General features: G+C 40.1%; 14 protein-coding genes. 4 read left to right on the forward strand and 10 right to left on the reverse strand.

The features are described from left to right. Nucleotides 1-21 precede the first annotated feature (21 nt). Both AC1XUO_RS15125 and AC1XUO_RS15130 read left to right on the forward strand, forming a co-directional pair. Nucleotides 22-2,400: a M1 family metallopeptidase gene (locus AC1XUO_RS15125; RefSeq protein WP_483330627.1), complete on the forward strand. Its 2,379-nt coding sequence runs from the start codon at nucleotides 22-24 to the stop codon at nucleotides 2,398-2,400. A 199-nt stretch (nucleotides 2,401-2,599) separates the two neighbouring features. Then, nucleotides 2,600-3,553 (forward strand): D-2-hydroxyacid dehydrogenase, encoded by a 954-nt coding sequence (locus AC1XUO_RS15130; protein ID WP_483330628.1) that lies wholly within the window; start codon nucleotides 2,600-2,602, stop codon nucleotides 3,551-3,553. Between the two features lie 23 nt (nucleotides 3,554-3,576). Here AC1XUO_RS15130 and AC1XUO_RS15135 read toward each other — a convergent pair whose 3' ends face one another. The 9 genes from AC1XUO_RS15135 to AC1XUO_RS15175 all read right to left on the reverse strand — a co-directional run bounded on the left by AC1XUO_RS15135 (nucleotide 3,577) and on the right by AC1XUO_RS15175 (nucleotide 13,298). Next, a complete protein-coding gene (locus AC1XUO_RS15135; protein ID WP_483330629.1) occupies nucleotides 3,577-4,869 on the reverse strand; it encodes a PAS domain-containing sensor histidine kinase in 1,293 nt (430 codons plus the stop codon). A gap of 8 nt (nucleotides 4,870-4,877) precedes the next feature. Beyond that, on the reverse strand, nucleotides 4,878-5,168 hold the full coding sequence (locus tag AC1XUO_RS15140) for a circadian clock KaiB family protein (RefSeq protein ID WP_483330630.1): 291 nt from the start codon (nucleotides 5,166-5,168) through the stop codon (nucleotides 4,878-4,880). Between the two features lie 19 nt (nucleotides 5,169-5,187). After that, a complete protein-coding gene (locus AC1XUO_RS15145) occupies nucleotides 5,188-5,505 on the reverse strand; it encodes a circadian clock KaiB family protein (protein WP_483330631.1) in 318 nt (105 codons plus the stop codon). Between the two features lie 21 nt (nucleotides 5,506-5,526). Beyond that, nucleotides 5,527-7,239: a circadian clock protein KaiC gene (gene kaiC, locus AC1XUO_RS15150; protein WP_483330632.1), complete on the reverse strand. Its 1,713-nt coding sequence runs from the start codon at nucleotides 7,237-7,239 to the stop codon at nucleotides 5,527-5,529. A gap of 256 nt (nucleotides 7,240-7,495) precedes the next feature. Beyond that, complete coding sequence (locus AC1XUO_RS15155) at nucleotides 7,496-10,555, reverse strand: lantibiotic dehydratase (protein WP_483330633.1); 3,060 nt, start codon at nucleotides 10,553-10,555, stop codon at nucleotides 7,496-7,498. Nucleotides 10,556-10,632: 77 nt separating this feature from the next. Then, nucleotides 10,633-10,998, reverse strand: coding sequence for a hypothetical protein (locus tag AC1XUO_RS15160; RefSeq protein WP_483330634.1), 366 nt, complete (start codon nucleotides 10,996-10,998; stop codon nucleotides 10,633-10,635). A 27-nt stretch (nucleotides 10,999-11,025) separates the two neighbouring features. Further along, nucleotides 11,026-11,163, reverse strand: a complete 138-nt coding sequence (locus tag AC1XUO_RS15165) for a hypothetical protein (protein ID WP_483330635.1) — start codon at nucleotides 11,161-11,163, stop codon at nucleotides 11,026-11,028. Between the two features lie 183 nt (nucleotides 11,164-11,346). Beyond that, nucleotides 11,347-12,504, reverse strand: a complete 1,158-nt coding sequence (locus AC1XUO_RS15170; RefSeq protein WP_483330636.1) for a sensor histidine kinase — start codon at nucleotides 12,502-12,504, stop codon at nucleotides 11,347-11,349. Between the two features lie 17 nt (nucleotides 12,505-12,521). Continuing rightward, nucleotides 12,522-13,298, reverse strand: a complete 777-nt coding sequence (locus AC1XUO_RS15175) for a LytR/AlgR family response regulator transcription factor (protein ID WP_483330637.1) — start codon at nucleotides 13,296-13,298, stop codon at nucleotides 12,522-12,524. A gap of 206 nt (nucleotides 13,299-13,504) precedes the next feature. On the opposite strand from AC1XUO_RS15175, the gene AC1XUO_RS15180 reads away from it, so the two are divergent. Together AC1XUO_RS15180 and AC1XUO_RS15185 are read left to right on the forward strand one after the other, a co-directional pair. Further along, nucleotides 13,505-13,753, forward strand: coding sequence for a helix-turn-helix domain-containing protein (locus tag AC1XUO_RS15180; protein WP_483330773.1), 249 nt, complete (start codon nucleotides 13,505-13,507; stop codon nucleotides 13,751-13,753). Between the two features lie 285 nt (nucleotides 13,754-14,038). Then, entirely contained in the window at nucleotides 14,039-14,464 is a 426-nt protein-coding gene (locus AC1XUO_RS15185; RefSeq protein WP_483330638.1) for a VOC family protein, read from the forward strand. Nucleotides 14,465-14,550: 86 nt separating this feature from the next. Here AC1XUO_RS15185 and AC1XUO_RS15190 read toward each other — a convergent pair whose 3' ends face one another. After that, nucleotides 14,551-14,943 (reverse strand): barstar family protein, encoded by a 393-nt coding sequence (locus AC1XUO_RS15190; protein ID WP_483330639.1) that lies wholly within the window; start codon nucleotides 14,941-14,943, stop codon nucleotides 14,551-14,553. Between the last annotated feature and the right edge of the window lie 213 nt (nucleotides 14,944-15,156).

A 15,156-nucleotide genomic window follows, 5' to 3' on the forward strand; every position in this document is an offset into this window, starting at 1 on the left:
TCAATAACACTCCAATTATTTATGAAAAACCTGTTTCTACCCTTATTACTGCTGCTATCTCTGGCAATCAATGCCCAGCAGTTTCCCACTTCACCAAACTACAAGGCCAACGACCGCTTCGAGCAGTTGGGGACCGTACTTCCGACACCAAATACCTACCGCACAGCATCAGGATCACCAGGAAAAGAGTACTGGCAAATGCGTGCGGACTATGACATCAAAGTAGAACTGGATGACGACAAACGCCGCATCATCGGTTCTGAAAACATTACTTTTTACAATAATTCTCCGGATGAGCTGAAATACATCTGGCTGCAACTGGAGCAAAACCTTTTCAAAAAAGATGGTATCGGCGCGACAAGCCGCACGGGAACGATCAATGAAAAAGGGATGAGCACTACCCAGCTTCAGGGATTAAATAACGGTCGTGGTTCTAATCTTGATCCTAAAACGGAATACGGTTACGAAATCTCGAAAGTAAAAGACAAGGCAGGAAATCCGCTAAAATATACCATCAACAACACGATGATGCGTATAGATTTGCCAACGCCCCTAAAACCAGGCATGAGTGTTGTTTTTGGCGTGGACTGGGCTTACAATATCACCGAATACTATGGTCGCAGCGGATATGAGTTTTTCCCGAAAGACGGAAATGCAAATTATTTCATCGCACACTGGTTCCCTCGTCTTGCGCCTTATGACGATGTAAACGGATGGAACCACAAACAGTTTTTGGGACAAGGTGAATTTGCATTAATATTCGGAAATTATAAAGTGGCTATCACCGCACCCGCTGATCATATCGTGGCAGCTTCCGGTGAATGCCAAAACTATGCGCAGGTATTGACCGCTACACAGAAACAACGTTTGAAGCAGGCTGAAACTTCGAAAACGCCTGTAATTATTGTTACGCAGGCTGAGGCTGAAAAAGCAGAGAAACGCGAAAACAAATCCGTTGGAAAAAAAACCTGGTTATACAAAGCAGACAACGTTCGTGATTTCGCATTTTCAAGCAGCCGTAAATTTATCTGGGATGCGATGCAAAGTGATGTTTACAAAAACGGTAAGAAAATCTGGTGTATGTCCTTTTATCCAAAAGAAGGAAATCCGCTTTGGGAACAATATTCAACACGCGCAGTTGCTCATACTTTGAAATCTTACGGTAACCGTACTTTTGAATATCCCTATCCGGTTGCTATTTCCTGCCACGCAACATCTGGCGGCGGTATGGAATATCCGATGATCAGTTTTAACGGTGGCCGCCCGGAACCAGACGGAACTTACAGCGAGCAGGTAAAATATGGTATGATCGGGGTAATCATTCACGAAGTTGGCCACAACTTTTTCCCGATGATCGTGAACTCTGACGAACGTCAGTGGGCCTGGATGGACGAAGGTTTGAATACTTTCTGCCAATATCTTGCTGAAAAAGAATGGGATTTTAATTATCCGACACGCCGTGGCGAGCCGATGTTTATCACGGATTATATGTCTTCCGACAAATCGGTATTATCTCCTATCATGTCATCAGCCGAAAACGTAATTGGTCTTGGGCCAAATGCGTATGCGAAACCTGCAACGGCTTTGAATATTTTGCGTGAAACCGTCATGGGCCGCGAATTATTTGACCATGCTTTCAAGGAATATGCAACACGCTGGAGATTCAAAAGCCCAACGCCATCAGATTTTTTCCGTACCATGGAAGATGCTTCCGGTGTGGATCTTGACTGGTTCTGGAAAGGCTGGTTCTATGGCGTAGAACCGGTTGACCAGGATTTGGTAAGTGTAAACTGGTTCAGTGTGGATACGCAAAACCCTGAAATTGAAAAGGAAATCGCGCGTAAAGAAGCCATGGCGAAAGGACAAACGATCAGTAAAATCCGTGATGCGGCTGATAAGTCCAAAACCGTAGTTGCGCAGGACTCAACCATGAATGATTTTTACAATTCATACGATCCCTACAAAGTAACGGACGCAGACAAGCAGAAATACGAACAATATCTTGCTTCATTATCTCCTGCGGAAAAAGATCTGGTTCAGAAACATACCAATTTTTATACGCTATCAATTAAAAATAAAGGTGGTTTACCAATGCCCGTAATTGTTAAAATGGGCTTTGAAGACGGAACAGATTCACTGGTAACTTTCCCTGCCGAAATCTGGCGCTTTAACGATCAGCAGATCAACAAAGTCGTTTCGACATCTAAAAAAGTAGTGCAGTGGACACTGGACCCTTACTATCAGATCGCCGATATCGACACTGAAAACAATTCATTCCCTCGTGTGGCAAAACCAACGCGCTTCCAGATCTTCAAACAATCACAAATACGCCGTCCGCAAAACCCTATGCAGCAGCAGGGAGCGGGCGCAGGCAAGGTTGGCGGAGAGCCTAAAAATTAGGAGAACTTATTTCAATTAATATAAGAATCCCTTTCGGTGCTGATCATACCGGAAGGGATTTTTTATGTAATTTCAAAGTCATACTTATGTAATTTCAAAATAAAATCTATGTATTTTCAAAGTAGATCCTATGTAATTTCAAAATTCAGAATAAAATTATAGTCTTTTTAACTAACACAGCATGCCAATCAGCTACCCTATGAACATTGTTATCCTCGACGGTTATACACTAAATCCAGGTGATCAGGACTGGGCACCTATTCAAACTTTGGGAAATGTAACAGTTTACGATCGTTCTGCCCCTGAACAGATTGTTGAAAGAGCAATAAATGCCGATGCCATTTTGGTTAATAAGGTAATTTTAAACGACGCTATTTTAGGTCAGTTACCCAAGCTGAAATATATTGGTGTTTGCGCAACCGGATATAATAACATCGACATTGACTCAACCCGCAAACTCGGGATTACTGTAACGAATGTCAAAGCGTATGGGCCCAAATCAGTCGCACAGCATACTTTTGCGTTACTTTTAGCGCTGGTAAACCATATCGAACTACATAGTCAAAGTGTCAGAGACGGCGACTGGGCGGCCTCTGCCGACTTCTGCTACTGGAAAACGCCTTTGGTGGAATTAGCCGAAAAAACAATCGGTCTGGTTGGATTGGGAGATATTGGTTCACAAGTTGCGAAGATTGCCCTGGCGTTCGGAATGAAAGTGATTGCATACCGCAAAAACCCTGATCAGACGCAAGATTTGGATATAGAAATGGTTTCTCTTGAAACGCTCTTTAAACAAAGTGATGTGATCAGTCTGCACTGTCCGCTGACTGAGGAAACTAAAAATCTGATCAATGCGGAAAGGTTATCGTGGATGAAACCGACTTCGTATTTACTGAATACCGGGCGCGGACCACTGATCAATGAAGAAGATCTTGCACATGCACTAAACAACAAGACGATTGCAGGCGCAGGACTCGATGTGCTTTCCTCAGAACCACCAAAAGCCGACAATCCATTATTGACAGCACAGAATTGCATGATCACGCCACATATCGCCTGGGCATCATTTGAAGCAAGAAAAAGGTTGTTGCGAATGGTCGCTGATAATCTGGCTGGTTTTATAAGTGGAGAAACTACTAATGTTGTGGAATAAAAGCAGAAATGATACGGAGCAGGTCAGCTATTCGTATCATTTTCTCCATCCGCTTTTTGTTTATATGGCAGACTGACGATAAATTCAGAACCTACATTTTCTGTACTGTTGGCAGTGATAGTTCCGTTATGTTTGTCCAAAATCTTTTTCGTAATGGCAAGACCAATACCTGATCCTTCGTATTTGTCTTTGGTATTTAATCGTTGAAATAGCGAAAATATTTTATCTCCATACTTCTCATCAAAACCGATTCCATTATCGGAAACGGATATTCTGCAAATATCGTGAAAGGCTGACTGATTATTTTCTTCGACAGATTTGATTGTAATAACGGGTAATTTATCGGGTTTTGAGAATTTCAATGCGTTCCCGATCAGGTTCTGAAAAACCTGCCTGATCTGACCTTTATTTGCCTCAATGGAAGGTAGTTTTCCAATTTCAAAAGTTGCTCCTTTTTCCGCGATCAGAATTTCAAAATCTTCTAAAACTTCATTGATAACAACATTTAATTCAACCGGTTCAAAGTGATTGTAATTTACAGATAAACCAGAGTAAGTCAGAATATCAATGATCATGGTTTTCATCCGGCCTGATGAAGCGATAATTTTCTCAAGATAAAGGAGACTTTCTTCCGGCAATTCGTGCATATGCCGACTTTTCAATAACCCGGAAAAAATAAGGATTTTCCTTAAAGGCTCTTGTAAATCATGTGAAGCTACGGAAGCAAATTGCTGTAAATCATGGTTACTGATCTCCAAAGCAGCATTCGTGCTTTCCAGTCTTTCATTATTGAGTTTTAGTAAACGCTGAATTTCTTTTTGATAAGAAAGGTCTGTAATAATGATACTCAGGGAAACCCCTTCGTCCAATTCAAGCGTAGTAACTGAAAGCTGACAAGGAATCAGGCTGTCGTTGCTGCTTATAGAAATCTCGAATTTCCCATCCTGTGACCAGCCTTTTTTAAATATTTCCTTGTACACATTCAGGCATTCCGAAGCGATGAAAGTATCAAATGAGAGTCCGATTACCTTTGAAAGCGGAACGTTGACCATCGTAGCGAACATGGAATTACAATACATAATAATTCCGTCATGATTCAACGTAACGGCCCCCTCGTTCATTTTTTCAATAAATACCCGGTAAGTCTGATCTGCCGTCTTTAATGTGTATAGTTCATGTCCATCCTCCTTTTTAACAACCAGTGCATCGATCTGGCCGGTGCGTATGGCATGAATAATATCCGTAGCTTCCTCAAGTTGCCATTGCAAGCTTGAATTTTCTTCTAAAAGCTGATCGTACGTTTTTACTGGATTCATCAATATTACTAAAAAAGTCCTAACCCGTTTAGCACCCTTTTGGTGTCAGACATATCGCCGATAAGCCTCCTTTCGGGTAAAGGAAAACTTTTTATCAATAACGGCAATGCAATAAGCTGTTCTCTCTCTGCAACCTCTTTTTGCTGATAAACATCAATTATTTCTAATGTATATCGATCCGCAATGTACTCCTCACATATCTGTTTAATATTACTGATCGCCCTGACAGAGTTTGTCGAGGCTCCGGTTACAAATAACCGTAAAACATATTTGTCGTCTTCGCCGATAATATCGTCCATTTGATGTGGGCCTAGAGGTTCAATCATTCAATTCTCCTCGCAGGGCGGTTTTCGCCGGACGGATATTCAAGCCGACCAACACCTTTTCCTCGTTGGACAGGTCACCAATAATTTTTCTGATGGGTTCCGGTACTTTTTTTACCAAAGTAGGGATCGCCAGAATCTGATCACCTTCCGCAAGCTGAGGATGAAGCAGCAAATCTATAACTTCAATGATGTATTTATCTTTTAAATGCTCTTCACAGTATTTTTTCAAATTACTCAAAGCATTAACCGACTTTGTAGTCTTACCAGCTACATAAAGTCGCAATTCCCAAATTTCTTCTGTTGATTCCATAGATTTTTCTGGCTTCGAAATTTACGCTTCGTCGCCCGGTTTACGGATTATTTGATCTCTGTTTTTTTCTATTGTTTCCCGTTTTAGCTTGTCTTCGATGTAACTTTTATTTAGCTGATCCTGCACCGAGTCAAACTCTTCCATTAAGCTGGCGATTTTCGCTTCCAGTACCTTTCTTTTCCTGTTAATTTCTATATCTTTCATACTCAGGGCATGCTTACGTAAAACATCCCCCGTCACTTCCTGCAGACGATGTGCTTCCCTTGCTGATCCAGTCAAAACACCATCCGGGCCCAGATATACATCAACAAGACTCAATCCTTCATCAGAAATAACAAATTCCCGCACCTGATTTGAATGTTTCATCCCTCTTGATTTCATCACATACATTCCACGGTTCCGCTCACCATTAAATTCAAGGTCTCTGACTAAAAGCCAGGCATCAACCAATGAGGATACCCCCTCGTCAGTCTGTTCATTGATGATATTATTGAGTGTAAGTGCCGTGAACATCACAGTAATTTGCTCCGATTGTAGAAAATCGATCAACCGGATCAGCATTGTTTTCACTTCACTAACTGATCCAACCGTGATGAGATTGGTTATCGGATCTAATATGACAGTCTGAGGTTTGAATTCTTCAACCAGATTATGGATCGCAACCAAGTGCATTTCCAATCCGTTCAAAGTTGGACGGGCAGCATGAAATTTAAGCAATCCATTGTCTATATGATCCTGAAGCCGTATACCAATTGACTTCATGTTCCGGATGATTTGCTTCGGTGATTCTTCAAAAGCAAAGAAAATACACCGCTCTCCACGGTTGCATGTCTGGTTAGCGAAATAGCCTGCGATACTCGTTTTTCCCGTACCAGCAGTTCCTGAAACCAGTATGCTGCTCCCTTTAAAAAAACCCAATCCTCCAAGCATGTTATCGAGAGAAGGGATCCCAGTTGAAATCCTTTCAGCAGAAACTTCATGATTCAAAGTCAGGGAGGTAACGGGTAATACTGAAATCCCATTTTGATCGATCAGGAATGGGTATTCATTGGTTCCGTGTACTGAACCTCTATATTTTACAATACGCAATAATCGCGTTGAGATTTGATTGGTCACCCGATGGTCCAACAGAATTACACAGTCAGAAACATACTCCTCCAAACCATGACGTGTATAGGTCCCATCGCCCTTTTCCCCGGTTATGATTGTCGTAACATTCTTACTTTTCAGCCACTGAAAAAGACGTCGCAACTCCGCTCTTATTATCGCTTGATTACTCAAGCTGGCAAAAAGATTTTCAATAGTATCCAACACTACCCTTTTCGCGCCAATGCTATCGATAGCATGACCAAGACGAATAAAAATCCCATCCAGATCATATTCTCCGGTTTCTTCAATTTCACTTCTTTCAATGTAAACGTGATCAAGTTTGACCAGTTTATCTTCCTGCAACTTTTCAAGATCGAACCCTAAAGACGCCACGTTTACTGCCAGCTCATCTGCTTTTTCTTCAAAAGCCATAAAAACCCCTGGCTCACCGTATTCCATGGCTCCTCGAACGATGAACTCCATAGAGAACAAAGTTTTTCCACATCCCGCTCCACCACAAACCAAAGTCGGACGATCCTTAGGTAGACCTCCTTCTGTAATTTTATCCAGGCCAACAATTCCTGTTGGCGATTTCGGCAACAGTTTCATCGTTGCGTCTGGATTTTGAGAATATCTTAAACTCATTTAAGTCAGAATTTTGCAGTTTTGAAAGGCTTACATATCGTAACTATTTCATCGAAGCTATGGCAATAATTGTGCCTGGAGAAGATCAGAAGTGCAAAAGAGCAATTTCCGGATGATTCAAAAATATTACCAATGTCTCTTACTAAACTTTTCAACAACAATTTATGACGCTGTGAACCTCTCTTAATTTGTCTTAGAGTTTTGTTTTTGAATTTGACCGATGATAATAAATTGGCTGTTCCGGATACTGTTTTTGTTAAATAAAACGCCTTCTCGATTTTTCGGAAGCATATTGTTTGGCCAGACAATGGTAAATAATTAACTCGTATGCCCGAGGTTTGGAAGGAAACAATCGGTTAACCGTCATGTGGATAAGGCTTCCTAAAATTGTGAACAACCGAACCCTGTCAGGAACGGTTTCAACCAACTGTCTCAGGTAACGGTTTTCACTATTTGTAACCATCTGATCAGCTATTAAAATCTGCTCAATCAGGGGCCTATAGTACCTATACTTTTCGCCTAATTGCTTCCTGAGATCGCTATTGCCGTTAAATTCGTTAAAAAAGCTCTCCTTCAATTTTTCCAACAGTTGATGTCTTGCAGCGAAATTAAATTCAGCATCTGACAATAATTGATTGATCTGTTTAATGGCGAAAAGGAACCGCTCGTTCTCGTCAAAACCGCTGTCAGAACGATTTAAGAATTCTAAAATCGAAATGCTGTCTTGATGGAATATCGTTTCGCATAAGGCTATTGATGCATCACCATACCGCTCTAACTCTCTCGCATAGGTATCTACCTGAATTTTGTAGACAATTTCCCCAGCTAGTTTTTTTTGTAATACATTCTCAACAGCATTAATTACCAGTTGGTAGAAGTCCACGCGCTGACTATTGTAGAAGCGTATTCTCAAATGCGAATCAGGATCTGCAAAACGGATAAAGAAAAATTTTTCGATGATATTGTCATCCAACAATTGTTTAATAACCGGATATAGATCATTGATCAGAATTGTATCGCCTGTTTTTTCGCCGGAATAAACTTTCAGGTATAACCATTCGCTTCCTATAGAAAATCGCCGCTGCACATACGTATCGTTTTTAATTGATAGACCCGGAATTGGTGCAGCCTGATCGTTCCAGAACGGGATAACAATTTCACTGACATATTTTCGTCCGCTATGTTCAAGAAAACAATTTTCCGGAATACCTAAAAACTCTTTGACCGTGACTACTGTTTCCTTTTGAAAAGCCTGAAAAAGTAGTTGCAAAGAGAAAGGAATGTTTCTGTCGACAAATAATTCATTATCTCCTGAAACAATGAGAAACCTTTCCGGTACTCGCCTCTGATTCAGTTTTTGCACGACCTCGTCCAGGCTTACTCCCCTAAATTCACTTGCACTTAAAAGCCAGGCAGCCCGGTTGAGGATGATATTCTGGTATCTGACCTGCGGAAGAAATTCCTGCTCAGATAAAAAACTCCAGTCAAATTTTAGGTTTAAATGCGCATCCTGATGCTGCAAATCGCATAGAAACCTATAGATTGGCAAGCCGGTTTTGTAGTTATGTGCATTTGATAATCTTGGGATAACCCTTTTATTGAGACGCTTAGACCTTAACACGACTGCACCCCGCCGAACTGAAACCATTAAATCCTGAACCGGTATCTGAAAATCTTTATCAACTGATGCCTTACCCATGTACGGAATTTCATATTGATACAAAGATGGCCGCGCCATAATATTACCCGCGCGGGAATCAGGGCAATAAATAATCTCGGCAAAGATCACATCAGGATTCTGAGATTGCTCCTGTTTTGCACAATGCTCTAAATGAGCGAGCAGATCCGCACTCCCTTCGTAAAATCTACTGATAATATTGACTGCTGACGGTCCGTTGCAGACACTTAAATTAAAGGCGAAATTACCTTCATCCATAGCCTCGGAAGAGCTGGATAACAGATTGCCAAATGCATAAAAGTTATGGGCTTCCGGTATTTTGTCTTCTTTGTGTTCGGCAATAACTGAAAGATCTTCATCCGTCAGTTCTACAATAGCCGAGTTTTGTTTAATTGCTTTGGTATACTTTTCAAGCACAAATTTTTGCCACCATCCAAAAGTATTTTTGATTTGAGAATTTTCTGTGGAAGGGAAGATCAGGTCGTCAATCATGGGGGTATATCCAGCACCTAAAGCTGATAACGAGCCGTAGCCAAGCCCTGTTTCCTGGTCCATAACTTTTACAAGCGAAACTTCTTCATCCTCATACCGAGTGCTGAATTTTTGCTTAAAATCCGCCAAATCATGATTGATAAATGGCTGATTCAGGACCATTAATTTGGCCAGTGACCTCTGAATTTTTTCAATTACATTAATCTTTATCTGGCTTTTAGAATAAGAGAAAAATGTATCGACCTGAATAAAATCCTGTTTAATTGGTTCGGAAATCATGTTGGTGATATTCTTTTGTATCTGCCAATACATGGAGATCCGGTCGTTCTGCCGGGTCAGGGCGGTTTTAATATTATTGAGCTCAGCAACAAGCCAGCCGGTGTTTTCCAGTGAAGCAAGTTTTGATAGAAGCACGTCCAGAAATGCCGGACCGGTAAGGACAGTCTCGAGATCAAAAACCAGAATTTTATTATCAATAAGTTCCTGTATAAACGCAACAGCCTCCGCCGGTTCGATTTCTTCGGCAACCAATAAATTCGTCAGTCCGTCGATTGTAGCTCCATCGTTTGCGGAACTAAAAATCTTTTCTAAATATTCATTTCCTTCGATTGAACTAATAAAATACGTCCGCTGCGACTCCTGACGAAGCTCTTCAATGTAGCGGAAATTTTGACCTATTGTGTAGAGTGATGAATTAGGGAAAAGTTTGAGTTGGGACTTAATCAGAGGTTGTTGGAGAATCCATTCTTTGATCGCGATGAGACACTCAAAATCAATACGGGAGTTTCTTGAAATATGGTTTGCTTTCGAAATTTCAAACTGGGTATCTGATCCGACTGCACCTAAAACGCAACCTGAGAACAATCCGTAAGGAGTGCTGCGCGTGCTTGACCTGACAAAATATTTGTATAAAGTGTTTTGCAGCTTGTCGCTTTCAGAAATTTCTCCGCCGTTCAGCCAAATCTGAAAACGCTCAAATAACGCCGGCGAAGCAATAAAAATAGCTTCCTGGGCAAGTGAGTTCTGATAGTGATTTTTTAATAATACTTCTGGAGAATGATCCGCGAGCTCCTGATGAAATTCATAGAGTTGATCAACGGACAGCGTAGGGCGTCGCAGCAAGAAAAAACCAAAGTGGCGAATCATAACATGTGATATTTATCGCCACTAAGTAACAGATATATCTTGTAATTTGTAAACTCACAAAAAACATAAGTGCTGACCTAACTACAAGATACCAGATTTTGAAATTTTCCGATGGCCGACTGAAAATTGGCCATCGGAAAAGGTTCTTTTAAAAAGCATATAGGATTTAAATCATAACCTGTGAAGACATATTCCGGGTATGAGGCTGTGATAACCAACGATTGTTGTCTTCGGAATTCATATAACATATCTTCTGTAATAATACGATCCGGCGATGGCAGACTGGCGAAAACCAGGTCATAGTCATCCGATTTCAGCATTTGCAACGCCTCTTCCGAGTAAGCTCCTGACCAAACGAGATCAAGGCAATACGTACGACGAATGTATTTTTCTAAAAGGCTGTCAGCTAGCCACCATCGATTAATCAGAATACAGCGATACATATAATAGTGAGAAAGCTATGCTTCTTTTTAGTATAAGAATGAACTCATTGTTGTGATATCCGGCTGTTTCTTACCATTGTTTGAAGAACTAAGATTTACCAGTCTTTCTTTTTTCAAAACAAGACGGGATGAAGTAATAACGGGAGTTGCTGATTTGGTTTGCATCGTTTCTTTGGGTTGAACGGGTTGTATAATAAAAATGAACATAACCAGCGGAACCATTTCTGCTGGTTGGTGAATCAAATTTATTTGACGCAGTTCCGGATTTCAATTTATTTAGACCTATCGATATACGTTTTTCGACCAACTGCTAAGAAATTGGGTTAGTTGATTCGTCGATAGCCGAGTTCATGCCCTGTCGAGTCTGATTCCGATCATTACTTCATACTCATCAGCGGTGTGACGAATGTTAAGGTCATGACGATTTGAATAAAGGAGATTTAAGCGCTTACGGGTATTGACAAGACCAATCCCGCCGGATTTTTTAACAGAAGCCCCGACCATAAAACTTTTTACACGATCAGGTAAACTGTTCTGTACTGTAAAATATAATACGTCACCTTCAATAACGGCAGATACATAGACGTATGATGACTTTCTACTTATATTGACACCGTGCTTGAAAGCATTTTCAACAAATGAGATAAGTAAAAGAGGAGCAATTTTCAATCCCGCGATTTCGCCATCCCTAGCGAAGGAAATTTCAACAAGATTTTGAGGATGGCGATATTTTTCCAACTCAAGATAGTTTTCAATATATTCCAACTCTTCCTTCAAAGGCACTTTTTCTTCATTTACGCCATACAAGCTATATCGCATAAGGTCTGACAGCTTCAAAACAAGATCAGAGGCCTGCTCATCGACATCTACTGTCCTGGTATAGATACTGTTAAGCGTATTGAAAAGAAAATGAGGATTAATCTGCGACTTCAGAAAATCGAGCTCCAGTGCCAGATTATCCCTTTCGAGTATAAGGTTTTTTGTTTGGATAAATAAAATATCAGCAAATGCTTTGACACATAAATAGAACGTCACAATTCCAAAGCTGAAACTGTAATTCCAAAAAGCTATTTTTTGATCCGTAAAACACCCGAACCAGCCATTGTTTTTAATGTACCCATAAACATTTTTCACCCAGGTTTCCTGCGTTTTATTAGCCAGATCAAACTTGTCGCTATATGGATAAAGCTGGATTATTGAAGCATAATTTGTCCAGTAAATGATAAGAAAGCTCACAAGAAGCCAAATCAAAAAGGGTATGATTTTTTTCTTATAAAGGAATCTGGGAAATACAAAAACGCTAAGAAAATAGTAAATGCCAATGGTTTGGGCAAAAAATAGAACACAGAGAAAGTTAGTTACAAAGGCATTGTCTTTTGTCAGCGGTCCCACTGCCAGATACTTGCCAATAATCCAGGTAAGGATTACTAACAAACCATGCGGTAAGATACGACTTAGATTTTTCCTCGTAAATGCAAAACTCCTCAACGGGGCGATCTTCGGCATTGGGAATCAGGATTGTTTTATTTTTTCAAAGTTTCCATTACAATTTCCCTGTAGGTAATCCCGATGTCAAGCTTTTTCCCGTCCGTCGTTACGATCTGGTTACCGTCAATTTCCCTGATTGCATTAATCCGGACAATAAGAGACCGGTTGATTCTTAAAAACCTGCCTTCCGGGAGCATACTTTCCATTTTCAACATTGTACTGTGTGTGATAATAGTACGCTGTGGCAAATGAATTTTAATATAGTCTTTCATGGCCTCAATCAGCACAATCTCGTCAGCAATAATTCTTACAAGTTTTTTGTCTTCTTTGATAAGCAGGAAATCTCTTCCAGAATTTGTTTCTTTTTTTTGTTGGTTCAAAACTCTTTCAGCTTCTAAAGTATCGGCGTTATAAGATTTGGAAGGTGAGCTTTCGCTGGAAAATGCGGGTAAAAGTTCTGTCACCTTATGGACTGCCCGTATGAAACGTTCGAATGAAGCAGGTTTCAGAAGATAGTCTGTTACGTGGTATTCAAAACCTTCTACTGCGTATTGAGGATAAGCTGTGACCATAATGATCTTTGGATTATGCCCCTGTATTGCCCTTAAGAATTCGAAACCATTCATTTCCGGCATTTCAACGTCAAGAAAAACAAGGTCAGGTTTGCTAATCTGCACCTGAAACAACGCATCCACAGCATTACCAAATTCACCGGCTAACTCTAGGTAAGGCACACGTGAAATAAATTTTTTTAGAAGCTCTCTTGCATCCGGTTCATCATCAATGATAAAGCAATGTATTGTTTTATTCATCGCTTGATTTAGTGTATTCATCTATATTTCTATGGCTATTGATCGAAAACCGTTATAAATCAGTCGAAATAGTTATAAAAAGGATCTGAATGTAATTTACTTTGAACTATAGATAACTCAGAAACTACATTTTTAAACTATTGGTCATGAATACTGGAAATTCTATTAATTCGGCAAATACATCAAGCTCTTTTACAAGGAACTTGATGGGGCTTAAAGTTCGTAAGTTACGCGAGATATATGGATACTCCCAGGAGTTTGTCGCTTTTCAAATTGGAATTAGTCAGGCTGCTTACAGCAAAAAAGAATCAGGAAGAACTGACCTATCTTTAAGTTGCCTTGCCAAGCTTTCAAATATCTATTGTATATCCATGATCGACCTGATAAGTTTAACTACTCAAGAACTACTCTTAAAGGTAATTCAGACGGATTCGAAGATCGGTAGTCTTGTATAACTTTTAAAATATTAAAGGAGAAAGCAGGTAAATCTTGCATTTTTCCCGCATCCGCTTCATCAACGTTTTTTCAGCATTCAACTGTTGACTTTCAGTTTACAATAGACTGAATACAACCGTGGGGTGCTGATTACCATTATATGGGATCTATTGCAGCGGAAGTTCATATTATTTGTCCCGACTCCCCCCTGCCATTGTCCGTTTTGAGGGTTATGCAAAGCAAACAGAAATTTTAATTTTGGATTACAATTTCAAACCAGTAAAACCAAATTAACTATTCTAGTCATGCCCAAAATTAACACTTACCTGAACTTCGATGGAAATTCGGAGGAGGCTTTCAATTTTTACAAATCTGTTTTTGGCGGTGAGTTTTCAATGATCAGCCGGATGTCCGATATGCCTGGCGGGGAACAGCTGTCGGAAAATGAAAAGAACAGACTTATGCATATTTCACTCCCAATTGGCAAAGATGATGTGCTGATGGCATCGGATATTGTCCCTTCCATGGGCCACACACTGGGTATGGGCAACTATTCTTACATTTCCGTCTTTACAGAAAACAGAGAAGAAGCTGATCGTCTGTTTGCAGGATTGTCGGAAGGAGGCACCATTGAAATGGCTTTGGAAGATACTTTCTGGGGCGATTATTTTGGAAGTTTTCAGGATAAATTCGGCATAAGCTGGATGATCAATTATCCTCAGCAGCTTTAGTAACAAACTCAGTAATTCAGACAGACTAAGAAATATATTCTTAGTCTGTCTGAATTACTTATTCCAACCTGCCAGCTTTAGAGCGGTCATCTCAAATCCAATTCGATATTTTCATGCGCGTAAATAATTGATACTATTATTTCAAAATAAGTTTCACCCGTTCCGTTTTCCAGAGCCGACAGTTTTTCCTGAAACATTTTTTTATTAAACGGAGAATCTGGTTTCAGTTTTTCTTCATAATAAAATCTGGTTACCTGATAACCAAGTGCTTCCCTGCTTTCGTTCGAATCAAGCCAGACAAGTGTTATTGGCTCATCACCATCTATTCCTCCAAACCCTCCATATAACAAATCATTAAACGCATCCAGACTATTCCCAATATTCCAATCTTCTTCAGACATCAATACACGGTTAATTTCTTCGTAAAATGTGGCTATGTCCTTGATTGATTTACCGTTGATGATAATTTTTTTCTTCATTTGGCTATTGTAATTAAACATATACGGATCTTGATAATAAGAAAAACGATGTTGTATTTAGCCTGAAACTACTGCTTTCCAATCGGATAAACTTTCTCAGCATGTGACGTTCTCCTAATCATTGAGTCATAGTAAAACCAGCAAGCTCTTTACGTTAAATCCATGGCAGAGAGATTATTGGCAAATACGATTTATGCACACATAAACAGCTTA

This window comes from Dyadobacter sp. HNCC25DJ186, from assembly GCF_056895235.1.